Here is a 15,883-nt window from a genome sequence, read left to right as displayed (position 1 = left end):
AGATTCGAAAATGGGGGAATTTCATTTATGAAATGCGGGTTGGGCTTTGATCAAGCTCTGGCCAATAGTTTTTGTTGACCTCTATGAAATCCTCAAGAATGAGCCTTGCCACACGCGCGTTCGGCATCGTTTTTGACAGGATCAGCGCCTGCCACAGCTTTTGGAACGATTTCTCCGCCCACGCTTCAACCGTCAGTTTCTCAACGGATACTTGCTGCTCCATCAGTCCTTTTTGGAATTGCGGAATAGTGCCCATCGTGATCGGTTCAGGCCCGTTCGAGCCGACGATACATGGCACCTCAACCATTGCAGTCGGATCAAAGTTGGCAATCGCCCCGTTATTTTCAACAATCAACAGCATTCTTTCGCCAGTATTGTAGGCAATCGCCCGGGCAAGATCCACAATATATGAGGCGTGATCATCAATTTTGATTTCGCTGTTTTCTGTGGATTGCTCGCGTGTGATCATGTCACATTGGCTGAAAATAAAGGCTTCGCGCCCTTCCATTACTTCATTTGCCCGCGTATGATTTGGATTTGATTTTTTCACCATATCATCCGGGAACAAGTAATATTGCAAATACGTATTCGGCAATGTGTCAGGATCTGCGGCCTGCACATCACGCGCTTTGGCGAACGTGTCATTCCAGCTCGCTTCCACAGCCTCAGCTTCTGCCTTCGGAATATACCCATATTGAGAGACATGCTCCTTCAGCTTCGGCATTAAATCATTGCCCTCTTGGTCCTGAATCGATGTCCACCAGCCGAAATGATTTAATCCGTAATAGCGGACTTTCATTTCTTTTCTTGAAGACAGGCCGAGAATTTGTGCCATCCGGTCTTCAATTCCCACTGGCATATCACAGATATTGAGGATTTTAGAATCCGGTCTGAGGCGTCTCGTTGCTTCGGCAACAATGGCCGCCGGGTTGGAATAGTTGAGCATCCATGCATCAGGTGAATACTTTTCCATGTAATCTACTATTTCAATCACGCCACCGATCGAGCGCATGCCGTACGCGATACCGCCCGGACCGCATGTCTCTTGGCCGACAACCCCGTATTTCAGCGGAATTTGCTCATCCAGCGCCCGCATCGCGTATTTCCCTACCCTAATGTGCGCCATGACAAAATCGACATCTGTAAAAGCTTCTTCCGGATCAGTCGTCGCTGTAAATTCAATTTCCGGCGCTCTTTCCCTGATAAAAACGTCACAGGCGCCTGCAATCCGCTCCTGTCTTTCCTTATCATTATCATACAGCTTCAGCTTTCTGATCGGAAACTCCTCCAAATGGTCCAAGAGCATCAGTACGATTCCCGGAGTGAACGTGCTTCCTCCGCCCGCTATTACGATTGAAAATGATTTCTTCATTTGACGACCTCCTTGATAACGTTTACATTTTTATTTATACCATGAGTGGACCAGTCCTGTAACACCTTTGGCGCACTTAGGTCATTTGATCAATTTTAGTGTTTTTTCCCACAGAGCGGGAAATTTCTCAAGCTGCCATGAATCCTTTCGAATAGGTAAAAACAACTAATCTAATAGGCCTTCATACACTTAAATTCCCTACTCATATAAAGACCAACATACCAAATAGATCGTTATATAATCTATATTTCCTATTTATCCATTACATTCCATCATGTAACATTAGGAAAGTCTCTCATTTACGTTTTATAACGATTCAAAAGAATCATGAGGTGCGCATGATGGAATTGTTCTTTGTAAAAACACAATTTCTTATCCAGAAGGTGATAGAAGAAGTTCTTTTTGAGGGATATCAATCACTAGAAGAAAAAGCTTTTCAAGAAACTTTTAAGGGCTGATATAACATGAGATACTTATTGGTACAATTTTGGAAAAGATATAAAAAACGATTCATTTTACTATACTATCTCTTTTTCATGATTTGCATGACCTTCATTACTTTTATGCTCCCTGGCATCCCAGTCGGTATCAGGATCATTTTACTTTTTTTATTGTATTTGATCACTACTGCAGCAATCTATACAGGCTACAAAGTTACAAATAAGATGCTTTTGAAAAAACAAGGAGAAAGATAATGAAAAACACTTGGAATACATATAAGAAAAAAATCTTTTTCATCCTCTATTTGCTTCCTATGATCAGCATGACACTCGGGGTCTCAGCCTTTCCTGACATGACGATAAAACAAAAATTGATTTTACTGGGTATTATGTACGTTATGGTCGGTTTCTTTATATTCCTTGTTTATTTAGCAATAAATAAGATAATAAACTCTCTTTTTCATGATTAGTAACAGTGCCGCTTTATTTTACAATTTGTTTAGAGCCTAAAAACAGGCTCTTTTTTTCATACAATTGTCATAGTCTCCCCCCCATGAATAAATCCCTACTATTAAGTTGTGACTCTCTCCTCCATATTCATTTATTTACCTTTTTTGTAATCTTAAAGTCTCGAAAATTGTGAAATCCAAGTGAATATCCGCCCTGCCAATTTCTATGAAAAGGTTCTTTTGTACGATTCGAATACATGCCGAATTATTTATAATCAATTATATAAAACATCCATTTGTGCGTGAATTTAGAAAAGGCAGGGGACAAAAGTTGGACTCATATAAAGTCATTGAGCTGGCAAACAAGTACAGTGCGGCTGCAGAAGAGGTCAGAAGCTCTAAAATGCTGCTTGAATCCCGGTTATCCGCATTAGGGGATGCATGGCAAGGAGAAGCGAGAGATTCGTTTGACCAGGATTTCGAGGAAACGAAAGCCGCCTACGACCAATTTGAACAGGAGCTGCTTGAAACAAGCCAGGAGCTAAAAGAAGCAGCCGTTAAAATAGAAGAACGAAAAGCTGAAATTTCCAGTATGGAAGAACTCGAACGTAAAGCAAGAGAGGAAAGACATAAACTCAAGGGGTGAACGGATTGTCAGGAAACATTGCAGTTGATCCGGATAAGCTTGAACAGCTCGCAAATGATGTAGTTACTGAATTAACCGAGATCGAAACCAAATGTAAGGTCCTGCATGTGGAGCTGGGGCAGCTGATGTTGCAATGTGATCCCCGCTACAGCAGCTGTTTTTCCGGAGTCGGTGATGCGTGGAGCTCAGGGAATGCGCTCATCACCAAACTGAGTGACAATGAGATTTCTATCAGAAAAACAGGCGCTCAATTTGTTGAACAAGATGATATTTTGCGAAAGCTCTATCAAGCTTATGGCAAATACGGAACGATGACAAGCTTAACTGCCCTTATGCTGACGCAAGGAAAATACTACGGATTAGGGCTTACGAAATTTGTGAAACAGCCAAGCGGCTTGCATACCGCCAGACACTCAAAGCTTCTATGGGATATTTCCAGAGCCGTTGACAAGTCACGCTATCAAAAAGCGGCCAGAGTATTTTTGAATCCTAAATATTTGTTTAAAAAGACAAACCGGCCGTTTTCAGATTTGGTACATAAAAAGGTTACAAAGTACTTTCCTCAGGATACGGTGAATTTTTCGAACAGTGTCAGAAGCTACACAAAAGGATTTCTTAATGAAGCCGGCGTACGCTCAACCTTAAAGGATGTCGGTAAAACGGGTTTGAAATTCGCAAAAGGAAATGCCATTACCGCCACACTGATTACTGGTGCGACTGAAACGTTCGGAGCAGGATTAAAAATTGCTGAAAATTATGCGAAATACCAAGACAAACCGGAAGTTCTGAAACGTGAAAATGCAAAGGCCGTCGGGAATGCAGTGAATAATACGATTTTCATTGCGGGCGGTGCGACAGCAGGCGCAGTTGCGGGCGGTACTTTGGGAAGTGTGTTAGGCCCTGTCGGCACAGTAATTGGAGGCACAATTGGATCAGCTATAGGAGGATTGACTGGAGAAAAAATCGCAAAATTCACCTCAGGCTTTGCTGAAAAAGCAGCTGTAAATATGAAAGAGCCGATTCACGTTGTCGTTGATACTGCCAATAAAGGATTAGAATCAGCCGGCAAAGTCATCAAATCAGTAAATGACGGGATAGATGAAGCGAATCAAACGATACATCAAGGGATGGAAAAAGCAAAGAAAACAGCGGATTCGCTTATACACGGCGCAACCCATTTTCTCAAGGGGCCATTTTCATTTGGATAGGAGAATAATCAATGAAGCAGTTTACAATTAGCATAGAAGAACTCTTATTTTGTTTTTACAGTGAAGGGTTTTTTGAACAGGGCATGGCCTTGAAGCAGGCCTATTTTCCGGAGATAGAAGATGAACAGCTCGGCACTTTGTTTGAAGCGGCGTGCCGTTCACTCTTAGCTAAGGATGCGGCGGAATTTCGGAATCATCAATATCGGTTAAAAGACGAATACTGTCCGTTTATCCATGTATTAAACGATGCCGATTATACAGTGAAGCTGTCCAAATTTAATGAACAAGCAAAAGAACAGAATGTGTCCTGCCATATATCAAAATTCGGCACTTACTCTCATGAACTCCTTTTTGATGAGCAAATACACCGCATTACAAAACTAGAGTCCAATGAAGGTCTGCTTACGAAGACAAATGAATTTTTACATCTAGTAGAGACAGAGAATAAGGGAGAATCGCTTCTGAGCTTGACATCAAATGAATTTGAAAAGCTCTTGGAGGGCGCTTCAGACAGTCCTTCATACTTAAAGGAATTCCTTGAAAAACATGATCATCAAGAGGACGTTACCCGATTTATAAATGATCTGGCATTGCGAAAAGGGAAAATGGATACATTGATGCGCCTTGTGTATGACAAAGACAACTCGCCGGAAGTGGCCGACATGGCTTTCGTCTTGCCTGGCAGCCGCCATACTTGGCTTGTAACAGGTATCACCCAAAATGAATTTTCTATCGTACCAGCAAATAAAGACGTGATAAAAGGAATACTTTTTTGCTAAAGAGCGATAAAGGAGAATCACAATTGACAAACAATGAAGTCATTCAGGTCAAAAGCAGAATGTTTTTTAGAATATGGCTGTTCCTCGCCACAGGGGGCGCTTTTATTGCAGGAGTGTGGCTGGTGTCTGAAGCTCTCACATTTGAATCTACATATGCCCTGCTTTATTTGGGCATCGGATTGCTGGCGATCATTTATGGCTTGATTACATTTCTTATGGCTTTTCCTGCATTCACAAGCCGGGGAAATGTCATTTTCAGTGTAAAAACCGGGCCGGATGGCAGGATTTTCTCGAAGAAGCGCAGCGTCCTGTTTTCTGAAGTGAAACGGATTTACATGGGACGGCATCGTTTCAGTTTGAAAGGGGTTTTTTTTGAGGATATCATCATTGAGAAAACAGACGGCAAAGTCGTTCGCATCCCTACCTGGAACATTATCGCAAATCCGCTGTTTTTCGAAGCAGTTGAACGCTATATCCTCCCCTATATGAATAAAGAAGCAAAAAGCAATTGGATTGGCCAGTTTACAGATCTACAGCGCAATGCGTATTTGAAGGAATTTGAGAATAACCCGAAGCTTTAACAGCACTCACCCTTTATAATTAAAAGAATAGCAAGTTAAGGAGTGCCGGTCATGCTGATTACGATTCTTTTATTTCTCGCGGCGGGACTTGCCGAAATTGGCGGCGGGTATTTGGTATGGCTGTGGCTAAGAGAAGCAAAACCAGTCGGCTATGGGATCGCCGGGGCGCTGATCTTGATTGTTTACGGCATTTTACCGACGTTTCAGCCCTTCCCTTCCTTCGGCCGCGTATACGCAGCTTATGGCGGAGTATTCATTGTGCTAGCGGTCCTTTGGGGATGGCTTGTCGATCGGAAAACACCTGATTTATATGACTGGATCGGTGCATCCATTTGTCTCATCGGCGTCTGTGTCATCCTATTTGCGCCGCGCGGATAACAAAATGGCCTGCTTATGAAGCGGGCCATTTTTGTTTACTCTTCTTTTAAGTTAGAAAGCTGCACTTCATGCTCTTGCTGCGGTTCGTCCAGCGGATAAATTCTCGCTGTACCGTTTTCTTCATTCACGTGCTGAATATAAATAGAAACGCCATTATATGTTACTTTTTTCATGTCGGGAGATTCTACAATTTCTTTCGCCCTTTGACTATTCATTCAAACACCCTCCTTCATACATAATGTTTCCGTTTTCCAAAGGAAGTATGCTTTATGATTCGGAGGACACGCTGAATCTTTTCAGCCGTTTGTAGAAAGTGCTTCGTGGGATCCCGCTGATTTTGGCAGCTTGAGAGATGTTTCCTTTTGCTGATTCAAGCGCTTTGATGATGATGTCCTTTTGGATTTGCTCACGAAGGCTCAGTGCGCCGGCAGCGGCCGGCTTTTTTTCTGCCGGGCTGATTTGCAGTCCCGCAGCTTCCAGTAAAGCGGTAAGCGGCTCATCTCTCAGCTGGCCGTCTGGGTATCTGATGGCAAGACGTTCAAAGACATTAAACAGTTCGCGAATATTTCCAGGCCACTTCCATTGCTTCATCGCCTCCAAAAAAGCATGGGGGAGCTCGCCAGGCCAATGGTTTTTCTGTTTGTAGTACTGAAAGAGAGCCGGAATATCTTCGGGGCGGTCGCGTAAAGGGGGAAGCTCGATCGGATAGACATGGAGCCGATAAAACAAGTCCTCTCTGATTTTCCCGCTGTCAGCCAGCTCGCGCAAATCACAGTGTGTAGCGGCGATGACTCTAATATTAACCGGAATTTCTTTCGTTCCGCCAACCGGCGTAATCCTGCGTTCCTGAAGCACCCGTAAAAGCGCAACCTGCATGGAGTGAGAAATTTCTCCGATTTCATCTAAAAATAAGGTTCCTTGATTCGCTTGTTGAAAGGCGCCTTTATAGCCGTTTCGTTTCGCTCCTGTAAAAGCACCCTCCGCATAGCCGAACAGCTCACTTTCAATCAAGTCCGATGGGATCGCTCCGCAATTGACAGCCACAAACGGGCCGTGCCTCCGCTCACTGTTTTCATGAAGCGCGCGTGCCGCGACTTCTTTCCCCGTGCCAGTTTCCCCTGACAGACAGACCGTTGCATCTGCCGCAGCCGCTCGTTTCAGGCTCTTCAGCATTGCTTGCGATCTGTCGCTTTGCCCGATGACTCCATTAAATTGAAAAGCCGTCTTTTTCTTTTGTTCGGAGAGATAAAAACAAGTACCGCCATCTCCTATGGTGACAGCTTTTTCGATAGAAAAGCCTCGTTCCTTCAACTCATACAAGTGCCGGTTCTGCCAATCCGGCATTAAGGTTCGAATCGGCATGCTCGCGCTGATGATGTGCTGTTTCGTATTGCAGAGCACCATCGGCACACGGGATGCTGCCCTGTCCCCAAAACGGCTGATCAGCTCCAGCTCTTTTTCGCGGCTCTTCGCTGCCAGCTCTCGTTCCGCGGCATAGGCAATCGCCGTAGCAATACCGAGCATATGAGGATGTGTGCCTCCTGCCGAACACGATATGTCGATTACACCCGCAAGGCTGCCATCCTCATGGCGAATTGGTGCGGCTGAACAGTTCCACTGATGGGAAGCGATGGAGTAATGTTCTGAGCCTTGTATCGCAACCGGCTCACTGATGTGTAGCGACGTGCCAATCGCATTGGTTCCGACAGCCGTTTCCGTCCAGCGCGCTCCCTCGACAAAGTTGATGCGCTTGGCTTCATAGAGCGCGCGGGGATGGCCGTCCAGAGCCAAAACAACGCCGTCTGAATCAATTAACAGCGCCAGCATTTCCATTTCTTTCATGGCAGGCAGCAATTTGTCGAGATAAGGCTTTGCGGTCAATAGGAAGAATGAATGCTTTTTTACCTGCTGATCCAGCTCGGTTTGCTGTAACACCTTTGGTCCTTTTTCTAAAAAAGGATTCACCTCAGCTTTTTTGCAGCGATGCCATGACTCGGCGATCCGTTTTCTTAATCGCGCTTCGTCAAGCACACCGTCTTTCACAAAACGTTTCCAGGTTTGCAAATCGTTTGGGATCGAATTCATTTCCTTGATCGCTCCTCCCTCACACGCCGTTTTCATCTATTGTAGGGGAAAAATAAAGCGCTTTCAATAATAAAAAAGCAGACGCCTTGTATTCCTGCGTCTGCTTTTTCCATGTTAGGCATGCACTGCAAGCCCGATCGTGCTTAACAGCGCCTCGTGCAGTGTTTCTGACAGTGTCGGATGGGCAGCGATAAAATGCTCCGCCATATCTGCCGTCATCTCACCATTCATAATCGCAGCTGCCTGGCCGATGAGTTCGGTCACATCAGGACCAATCATCGAGACACCGACGATTTCTCCGAATTCCGGTTCTGCCACAATTTTGACCTTTCCTTCCGCTTGCTGCTTAATGAGCGCCTTGCCATTTGCGGAAAACGGAAATTCACCAATTTTCACATCACCATATACGGTTCTTGCCTCTTTTTCTGTCATCCCGATGCACGCGATTTCCGGAGATGTATAGATGCAGCGCGGTACATGTTTCTCATTGATTTTGACATCTCTTCCGGAAGCATGTGAAGCAGCGATGATGCCTTCATGGAAAGCCGCATGCGCCAGCTGAATGCCTCCGATTGCGTCTCCGCACGCATAAATATGAGACATATTGGTTTGCATGTGGTCGTTCACTGGAATGCCTGTTGAAGAAAAATCAACGCCGGCCTGCTCCAGCTGTAATCCGTCAAGACGAGGTTTTCTGCCGATCGCCACCAGGACATAATCGGTCTTTGTTTTAAGCTCTCTCTGCCCGCTTTTCCATATAGCCGTTTTGGCCGTTTGATCTACTCTCTCTAACTTGGATGACGTATGCACTTCCACACCGTCTTCTTCGAGCTTCTCCTGAAAGAGGCGGGCAATATCTTCATCTTCAGTCGGAATCAGCTGGCCGGCTGTTTCAATGATGGTCACCTTCGACCCCAATCTGGCAAACAAGCCGGCATATTCACAGCCGATGACACCGCCGCCGACAATGACAAGCGAAGACGGAATCTCAGAAAGAGAAAGCGCATCCTTGCTGTCGATGATCCATTCACCGTCAAATGGGGCGAATGGCAGCTCGATTGGCTCTGATCCGGTTGCAATCAATATGTGGTCCGCCTCTCTGATTTCTTTTCCATTCTCTCCTTCAATCAAGAGCTTTCTGTCAGAAAGAAAGGAGGCTTCCCCTTTCACAACCTGTATTTGATTTTTCTTCATTAAATACTGAACGCCTTGGACAAGCTGTCTGACAACCTGCAGTTTTCGATTCTGCATTTTGCTCCAATCAACCGATATCTCACCAGTTGGAAGCTCGATTCCAAAGCGGTCAGCATGCTTGATTTTATCAAGAACATTTGCGCTTTCTAACAAAGACTTCGTCGGGATGCAGCCTTCATTCAGACATGTTCCTCCAAGCGGGCCTTTGTCAATCAGCAGTACGTTTCTGCCCTGCTGTGCCGCGGAGACTGCAGCCGCATAGCCTGCAGGCCCGCCGCCGATAATGGCTAATGTCATGTCGATTCACCTGCTTTTTCTATAAAATTAATGCTGCCGGTTCTTCTATATAGGTTTGAATGGCCTTCAGAAACGCAGCGGCCGGGGCGCCGTCACAGGTTCTATGATCAAATGTCAGGCTGAGCGGCAGAATCGTGCTTCTGACAATTTCCTCCCCATCATACACTGGCGTGTCATAGCTTGCTCCGATGCCGAGAATGCCTGTTTCCGGCGGATTTAATATCGGGGTGAAATGCTCGACTCCGAAAGCTCCTAGGTTTGTAATGGAGAAGGTTGAGCCTTGCAGTTCTTCGCTCTCAGCACGTCCCTCCCGCGCTTTTTTGGCATGTTCTGTGATGGATTGAGCCAGTTCGATCAGTGATTTCTGTTCAGCATGACGGATCACAGGCACAACCAAGCCATTTTCCAAGGCCACAGCCATTCCAAGGTGTACGTGCGGATGTGTGATGATGCGCTCGTTTTGATAAAAGCTGTTCAGCACAGGATGAGCTTGCAGAGCGAGAACGGCTGCTCTTGAGACAAAATGAGTGATCGTCAGCTTTGTGCCGTACCGCTCTTCGGCCGTTGGCGAAAACTGTTTTTGAAGGGCGGTCAGCCTGGTGATATCAGCCTTCATCGTAATCGTCAGTTGCGCGCTGTTTGCCAAGCTTTCCTGCATCCGGGCAGCGATGACTTTTCTCATGCCCGTCACTGGCGTTTCTTGCGCCTTCTGCTCAAAAAACGGCTCTGCCTGCTTATTTTTCTGTTCAGCAAGCGCCTTTGTGACATCATCTTTCACGATTCGTCCGCCTGGCCCGCTGCCTTTCAGTTGTTTCACGTCTAATCCTGCTTTTTCAGCGATTTTTTTGGCGACTGGGGATATTTTGATACGTTCTTTTTTGACTTTTGCAGGTTTGTTTTCTTGTTTTGCGGGCTGAACGGCTGGCAGTTCGCTGTCTTTTGCAGCAGGCTCTTTCGCCTCCTCCTGCACCGATTCATTGGCATTCCCGATGTAGCAGATCGCTGTGCCAGGCGGGACCTCTTCTCCTTCTTTTACCTTAATATCGATCAGCGTTCCTTTTTCAGGCGCCTCGATATCCATTTCAATTTTCTCCGATTGAATGCTGGCAATGCTTTCTCCTTTTTCAACCAGATCGCCTACTTTTTTATTCCATATCGATACTTCTCCTTGCTTCATCGCCATTCCCAATTTTGGCATCACTACTTTAACCGCCATTTGTATCCCCCCTTTAATTCATTGCCGGTTCGCCAAGCAATTCAAGCGTGACGCTGACAATTTGATCTGGTGTCGGCATATATTGATCTTCGAGCACTGGCGAAAACGGCACTGGTGTATGCGGCGCTGTAATCCGTTTAATCGGCGCATCAAGCAAATCGAAGCCTTTGTCGGCGACAATCGCAGCAATATCCGTGGCAATGCTGCAGCGTGGATTGGCTTCATCAATGATGACCAGCCGGTTTGTTTTTTCCAACGAAGTGAAAATCGCTTCCTCATCCAAAGGAGACAGACTGCGGGGATCAAGCACCTCGGCTTCAATGCCTTTTTCGGAAAGCTGTGCTGCCGCTTCAAGTGCTGTATTGACCTGTTTGCCGACCGCAAATAGCGTGATATCACCGCCTTCTCGTTTAATATCCGCCTTCCCAAGCGGGATCGTATAATACTCTTCCGGCACCTCACCCTTCATGTTGTAGGACGTTTTGTCTTCAAAAAAGAAAACCGGGTCATTGTCTTCGATTGCTGCCAGCAGCAGGCCTTTCGCGTCATACGGATTGGACGGAACCACCGTCTTCAGCCCCGGGATACTGGTGAAAAGGCCATACAGCGCCTGTGAATGCTGGGCAGCGGCTCTGAACCCCGCCCCGTATGTGGTGCGGACGGTGATCGGCACTTGGGCTTTTCCGCCGAACATATAGCGGAATTTCGCGCCTTGATTCATTACCTGATCAAAGCATGTGCCGATAAAGTCGTTGAACATCAGCTCAGCAATTGGTCTCAAGCCGGTTGATGCCGCAGCCATAGCCGCTCCCATATAACCCGCCTCAGAAATCGGTGTATCCAGCACTCTTGCTCGCCCGAATTCCTGTACGAGCCCCTTTGTCACGCCTAATACGCCGCCCCAGGCTTCATCATCCTGCAAATGATCGACCGCCGCTCCCCCGGCGACATCCTCGCCGATCAAAAGTACATTTTCATCTCTTCTCATCGCAAGCTTCATCGCTTCATTAATCGCGTTAGACATGCTTATGACTCTCGCCATCTCACATTCCCCCTTTTTCATATGACACATACACGTCCGTCAGCAGCTCTGATTCCTTCGGATATGGACTGTCTTCGCCGAACGAGACAGCTTTTTCAATTGATTCGCTGACACGCTGTTCGATTTCAGACAGTTTATTAGCATCTGTTTCTTTCAATAGATAGTTTTTAAAGCCTTGAATAGCGTCCTTTTCTTCAAGATGCTCAGTTCTTTCATCCTTTGTTTTATAGGTTTGGGCATCTCCTTCGAAATGACCATAGTTTCTGTAGGTTATACATTCAATCAAAGATGGGCCACCGCCATTTCTTGCACGTTCTACCGCTTCCTCGGCAGCCTGGTAAACTGCTAAAATATCTTTTCCGTCAACAGTGATCCCTGGCATGTTATAGGCAGCCGCCCGATCGGCGATTGAATCACAGGCAGACGCATACTCAAATGGTGTGGCTTCGCCGTAGCCATTGTTTTCAGCGATAAACACAACAGGAAGATTCCATACCGCTGCTAAGTTCATCCCTTCATGGAAGGAGCCTTGATTGTTTGCGCCATCCCCAAAAAAGCAAACGCTTACATTTTTAGTCTGTTTATATTTAGCGGTGAGCGCTGAACCGCATGCGAGCGTAAATCCGCCTCCGACAATTCCATTTGCTCCTAACATGCCTTTATCGAGATCCGCAATGTGCATAGAGCCTCCCTTGCCTTTGCACAGTCCAGTCGCTTTTCCGAATATTTCCGCCATCATGCCGTCCAGATCACAGCCTTTGGCAATACAATGCCCATGCCCCCTGTGCGTGCTTGTAATGCTGTCGCCATCATGTAAATGAGCGCACACACCTACAGCTACCGCTTCCTCACCGGCATACAAATGGACGAATCCGGGAAGCACCCCCTGTGCGAACAGTTCATGCACTTTGTCTTCAAAGCCCCTGATTTCCAGCATCTTCTGGTACATCCAGAGCGATTTTTCCTCAGTTAATGATAAGCCTTCTCGTTTTAACAATTCCATTTTGTGTGCCTCCTTCTATTTAGGGTTCACCTTAACAAAAGCAAAAAGCGTGCCAGTCTTTTGAGTCCGTAAAATCAATGTTTTTGTTTTTACACTTGAGACAGTTCGAGACAGGTGTCTCATTTTGTCTCGATCTGATCTATTTGTCTCGTTTTATGGCATACAAAAAAGACCGAGGATGAAGCGGTCTTTGACAATATTCGACTATTTATTTCCTCGGAAATGTTTCGACTGTTTCATTTTTTTCCTTGTTTGGCTGAATCATTTTTTGCGGAAGAAGATCAATTGGATCAATACCGCCATTCCCATCCTACTGCATACAATCTATCATGCTGGTTGTTTGCCATATATATGTGCTACAATTCTTGCTTTTCTTCAACAGCCCGATTCAGCGCTTGAAGCATGTAGCCAATGCCTTTGTATGAGGACAGTGGCCAGCGAATATGCTGATGTTCGCCAACGACGGCGTTTAGGACGCTTCGATATTTTTTCCCGCCAAGCATGACGAGCTCTTCGATATCAGAAAATCCCTTTTCGCAAAATTGGCGGCGCAACTTCTCTGTTGTCATGATATCCAAATGACCGGTGCCAAACGTCACATCGTAATTTTCAGATACGATATCATCTGGACGCAGAAATCCGTGCTTCGCCGACAAAATCACCCACTCATCGAAAAATGTTCTTGCATATCGCTCGCACGCTTGATGGAACGGGCTAAGATAAGCGTCTTTCGCCCTTGTTGGTCCGGTATCCGGATAGACGTCCCATATTTTTTTCTTGCCGCAGGGGATGATGCATAGTCGTTTCATTTTTCTCTCCCCCTATTTCTGTTTCATATAAAAAAGGCATTAGGTAAAAATCATTTTACCTTCCAGATGTAAATTCTCCTTTGATCATTGAATACATATATAAATCTTCGAATCTACCACAAGCAAATTCATAATGTCTCAGCAAACCCTCTCTGCTAAAACCTTGTTTTTCTATGAGTTTTATCGAAGGGATATTAGAAGGTTCAATAAGAGCTTCAATCCTTTCCAGCTGCAAGTGGTTATATCCATATTTGACGACAGCTTCTAACGCTTCACTGACGATGCCTTTTCTCCAGTAATCTTTGCGTAATTCATACCCAACCTCAGCTCGATAATGTTTTGCGATTCTATTCAGAAATCCACAACTTCCTATGACGATGCCAGAATCTTTAAGTGTAATGCCCCATCTGATTCCTGTACCTTTTTCAAATATGGATTGATACCACTTAATCTCTGTACAAACATCACTAGTTGTTTCAAAGGGGGCTAATCCCATCGGCTTTACAACATCTTGATCTGAAAGATACGGTAGCATATCCTTGGCATCTTCAACGTTTACTTCTCTTAAAATCAATCTTTTTGTTTCAATTATAGGAAATTCTTTCATCTAATTAACCCCCTTCATTGCAGCCCCTATTATTACCATGTATTTTATCTTATCCTTTTATATAAAAAAAGATAGCAAAGACAATGATCCCTGCTATCTTGATTCTTATAAGATTTCAACAATTTCTCGGCAGTTTTTCAAATGATGACAACCGGCAGGAATAATCCGGCGAAATACCGCATTTATACCCGTTTAATATCCCTGCCCCGCTCACCTTGAATTGGAATAATTTTTCACTTTAGCTCCGCCCCGTCAAGATACTTTTCCTCAAATTCATCGAGCAATGCACGCACTTCATCCGTTGATTTTGTGTTCATGCATTGGTTTCTTAATTCACTTGCTCCGCGGAACCCTCGGAGGTAGATTTTGAAAAAGCGAGGGAGCGGTTTGTATGCTCGAGCTTCTGCTTTTGAATATTCATCATGAAGATCCAGATGCAGCCTCAAAAGATCAAGCAATTCCTTACTGCTATGCTCTTTCGGCTCTTTTTCAAAGGCGAAAGGATTTGTAAAAATACCGCGCCCGATCATAATCCCGTCAACGCCGTATTGTTCAGCCAATTTCAAGCCAGTTTCGCGGTCAGGTATGTCACCATTGATCGTCAGAAGTGTATCTGGTGCCACCTCATCGCGAAGTTTCTTAATTTCCGGGATCAGTTCCCAATGCGCATCTACTTTACTCATTTCCGACCTTGTACGAAGATGGATGGAAAGATTCGCAATGTCTTGCTTCAAGATGTGTGTCAGCCAGCCGCGCCATTCGTCCACATCTGTGTAGCCTAGCCTTGTCTTCACACTTACAGGCAGTCCTCCTGCCTTCGCTGCTTGTATTAATTCGGCTGCAATTTCAGGACGGCAAATCAGGCCGCTTCCCTTACCATTCCCCGCCACATTAGGTACAGGACATCCCATATTGATATCCAGTCCCTTAAATCCTAATTCAGCCATGCCAATACTCATTTGCCGAAAGTTTTCAGGCTTATCTCCCCATATATGAGCTACCATTGGCTGTTCATCTTCAGTGAAAGTCAAACGTCCGCGTACGCTATCCTTCCCATCTGGATGACAATAGCTCTCCGAGTTTGTAAACTCTGTAAAGAACACATCGGGTCTGCCAGCTTCACTCACAACATGGCGGAACACGACATCTGTTACATCTTCCATTGGTGCCAATACAAAAAATGGCCGTGGCAATTCACGCCAGAAATTATCTATCATAACAAATTCAAATCCTTTCATTAGGAAATACGGCTGCATCATTTATTAAAAAAACTGACCATGCTTTCCTTTTTACACTTATAGCACGCGAAAGCATTTCTTATCAAACGATAGTAAATTTTGAACATTTCACTTTTTACACTGAAAAAGTGAACACATTAATTGAGTTAACGTAATAGACACTGTCGCTATAGTTATCCTCATACCATTCATTTCTGATCAACACAGTCAAACTCCTTAACCTTTAATAGGTTCTAAGAGAAATAGTGTGATGATTATCTGCACCTTATTTATATTGTGGTTTATTAATATTAGCGCTGACCTTCATCTTTCGTAGCGGCCTTACTTATGAACTTTTTGGATAAAAAGGATTCCGACCTAAATAGAATATCATATGATTTCTCTCTATTACCAATGCAAAATAATTGGCCATATGTCAATATCTTTATAACGTTTTAGTTTTAAAGTTATACTTATAAACAAAATATCGCATAAAAAATATAAATAATTACTTTTATAAGGCGCCGCCAGAAATCACCTATATATATGTTTGGATAAGG

At 44.9% G+C, this 15,883-nt stretch carries 16 protein-coding genes; 6 read left to right on the top strand and 10 right to left on the bottom strand.

The window, feature by feature from the left end; genetic code table 11:
• Positions 1–25 precede the first annotated feature (25 nt).
• Positions 26–1,372 (bottom strand): maltose-6'-phosphate glucosidase, encoded by a 1,347-nt coding sequence (glvA, locus tag AAGG74_RS22305; protein ID WP_429677268.1) that lies wholly within the window; start codon positions 1,370–1,372, stop codon positions 26–28.
• 694 nt (positions 1,373–2,066) lie between these two features.
• On the opposite strand from glvA, the gene AAGG74_RS22300 reads away from it, so the two are divergent.
• From AAGG74_RS22300 to AAGG74_RS22275, 6 genes are all read left to right on the top strand, one after another.
• Positions 2,067–2,282, top strand: a complete 216-nt coding sequence (locus tag AAGG74_RS22300; RefSeq protein WP_225493974.1) for a hypothetical protein — start codon at positions 2,067–2,069, stop codon at positions 2,280–2,282.
• 310 nt (positions 2,283–2,592) lie between these two features.
• Positions 2,593–2,907, top strand: a complete 315-nt coding sequence (locus AAGG74_RS22295; RefSeq protein ID WP_162102935.1) for a WXG100 family type VII secretion target — start codon at positions 2,593–2,595, stop codon at positions 2,905–2,907.
• 5 nt (positions 2,908–2,912) lie between these two features.
• Positions 2,913–4,115, top strand: coding sequence for a hypothetical protein (locus tag AAGG74_RS22290; RefSeq protein ID WP_429677267.1), 1,203 nt, complete (start codon positions 2,913–2,915; stop codon positions 4,113–4,115).
• 11 nt (positions 4,116–4,126) lie between these two features.
• On the top strand, positions 4,127–4,894 hold the full coding sequence (locus AAGG74_RS22285) for a hypothetical protein (protein WP_162102937.1): 768 nt from the start codon (positions 4,127–4,129) through the stop codon (positions 4,892–4,894).
• Positions 4,895–4,917: 23 nt separating this feature from the next.
• Positions 4,918–5,475: a YfjD family protein gene (locus tag AAGG74_RS22280; RefSeq protein ID WP_429677265.1), complete on the top strand. Its 558-nt coding sequence runs from the start codon at positions 4,918–4,920 to the stop codon at positions 5,473–5,475.
• A gap of 51 nt (positions 5,476–5,526) precedes the next feature.
• Positions 5,527–5,853: a YnfA family protein gene (locus AAGG74_RS22275; RefSeq protein WP_162102939.1), complete on the top strand. Its 327-nt coding sequence runs from the start codon at positions 5,527–5,529 to the stop codon at positions 5,851–5,853.
• 35 nt (positions 5,854–5,888) lie between these two features.
• Here the strand turns inward: AAGG74_RS22275 and AAGG74_RS22270 are convergent, their stop codons facing one another.
• The 9 genes from AAGG74_RS22270 to AAGG74_RS22230 form a co-directional block, all read right to left on the bottom strand.
• Positions 5,889–6,068, bottom strand: a complete 180-nt coding sequence (locus AAGG74_RS22270) for a small acid-soluble spore protein H (RefSeq protein WP_162102940.1) — start codon at positions 6,066–6,068, stop codon at positions 5,889–5,891.
• Between the two features lie 52 nt (positions 6,069–6,120).
• A complete protein-coding gene (acoR, locus tag AAGG74_RS22265; protein ID WP_429677263.1) occupies positions 6,121–7,938 on the bottom strand; it encodes an acetoin dehydrogenase operon transcriptional activator AcoR in 1,818 nt (605 codons plus the stop codon).
• A 114-nt stretch (positions 7,939–8,052) separates the two neighbouring features.
• Complete coding sequence (gene lpdA / locus AAGG74_RS22260) at positions 8,053–9,429, bottom strand: dihydrolipoyl dehydrogenase (RefSeq protein WP_162102942.1); 1,377 nt, start codon at positions 9,427–9,429, stop codon at positions 8,053–8,055.
• Positions 9,430–9,448: 19 nt separating this feature from the next.
• Positions 9,449–10,645, bottom strand: a complete 1,197-nt coding sequence (locus AAGG74_RS22255) for a dihydrolipoamide acetyltransferase family protein (protein ID WP_162102943.1) — start codon at positions 10,643–10,645, stop codon at positions 9,449–9,451.
• 13 nt (positions 10,646–10,658) lie between these two features.
• A complete protein-coding gene (acoB, locus tag AAGG74_RS22250) occupies positions 10,659–11,687 on the bottom strand; it encodes an acetoin:2,6-dichlorophenolindophenol oxidoreductase subunit beta (RefSeq protein ID WP_162102944.1) in 1,029 nt (342 codons plus the stop codon).
• Position 11,688: 1 nt separating this feature from the next.
• Positions 11,689–12,690, bottom strand: a complete 1,002-nt coding sequence (gene acoA / locus AAGG74_RS22245; RefSeq protein ID WP_162102945.1) for an acetoin:2,6-dichlorophenolindophenol oxidoreductase subunit alpha — start codon at positions 12,688–12,690, stop codon at positions 11,689–11,691.
• A gap of 356 nt (positions 12,691–13,046) precedes the next feature.
• Positions 13,047–13,499 (bottom strand): DUF6884 domain-containing protein, encoded by a 453-nt coding sequence (locus AAGG74_RS22240; protein ID WP_162102946.1) that lies wholly within the window; start codon positions 13,497–13,499, stop codon positions 13,047–13,049.
• Between the two features lie 55 nt (positions 13,500–13,554).
• The gene (locus AAGG74_RS22235) at positions 13,555–14,106 is read right to left on the bottom strand and encodes a GNAT family N-acetyltransferase (RefSeq protein ID WP_162102947.1); all 552 of its coding nucleotides are present in this window, start codon (positions 14,104–14,106) and stop codon (positions 13,555–13,557) included.
• A 233-nt stretch (positions 14,107–14,339) separates the two neighbouring features.
• Positions 14,340–15,323 (bottom strand): tRNA dihydrouridine synthase, encoded by a 984-nt coding sequence (locus AAGG74_RS22230; RefSeq protein WP_429677301.1) that lies wholly within the window; start codon positions 15,321–15,323, stop codon positions 14,340–14,342.
• Between the last annotated feature and the right edge of the window lie 560 nt (positions 15,324–15,883).

It is taken from the genome of Bacillus mexicanus (genome assembly GCF_050445615.1).
GTDB classification, from domain to species: Bacteria; Bacillota; Bacilli; order Bacillales; family Bacillaceae; genus Bacillus; species Bacillus mexicanus.
Note: the sequence above shows the minus strand (reverse complement) of the source record. Positions and strands in the feature narration are given on the sequence as shown.

What these genes read in the sequence shown, in the direction of transcription:
- glvA (WP_429677268.1), bottom strand. Translation starts at nt 1,372, where the DNA reads ATGAAGAAATCATTTTCAATCGTAATAGCGGGCGGAGGAAGCACGTTC.
- AAGG74_RS22300 (WP_225493974.1), top strand. Translation starts at nt 2,067, where the DNA reads ATGAAAAACACTTGGAATACATATAAGAAAAAAATCTTTTTCATCCTC.
- AAGG74_RS22285 (WP_162102937.1), top strand. Translation starts at nt 4,127, where the DNA reads ATGAAGCAGTTTACAATTAGCATAGAAGAACTCTTATTTTGTTTTTAC.
- AAGG74_RS22275 (WP_162102939.1), top strand. Translation starts at nt 5,527, where the DNA reads ATGCTGATTACGATTCTTTTATTTCTCGCGGCGGGACTTGCCGAAATT.
- AAGG74_RS22270 (WP_162102940.1), bottom strand. Translation starts at nt 6,068, where the DNA reads ATGAATAGTCAAAGGGCGAAAGAAATTGTAGAATCTCCCGACATGAAA.
- acoR (WP_429677263.1), bottom strand. Translation starts at nt 7,938, where the DNA reads ATGAATTCGATCCCAAACGATTTGCAAACCTGGAAACGTTTTGTGAAA.
- lpdA (WP_162102942.1), bottom strand. Translation starts at nt 9,429, where the DNA reads ATGACATTAGCCATTATCGGCGGCGGGCCTGCAGGCTATGCGGCTGCA.
- AAGG74_RS22255 (WP_162102943.1), bottom strand. Translation starts at nt 10,645, where the DNA reads ATGGCGGTTAAAGTAGTGATGCCAAAATTGGGAATGGCGATGAAGCAA.
- acoB (WP_162102944.1), bottom strand. Translation starts at nt 11,687, where the DNA reads ATGGCGAGAGTCATAAGCATGTCTAACGCGATTAATGAAGCGATGAAG.
- acoA (WP_162102945.1), bottom strand. Translation starts at nt 12,690, where the DNA reads ATGGAATTGTTAAAACGAGAAGGCTTATCATTAACTGAGGAAAAATCG.
- AAGG74_RS22240 (WP_162102946.1), bottom strand. Translation starts at nt 13,499, where the DNA reads ATGAAACGACTATGCATCATCCCCTGCGGCAAGAAAAAAATATGGGAC.
- AAGG74_RS22235 (WP_162102947.1), bottom strand. Translation starts at nt 14,106, where the DNA reads ATGAAAGAATTTCCTATAATTGAAACAAAAAGATTGATTTTAAGAGAA.
- AAGG74_RS22230 (WP_429677301.1), bottom strand. Translation starts at nt 15,323, where the DNA reads ATGATAGATAATTTCTGGCGTGAATTGCCACGGCCATTTTTTGTATTG.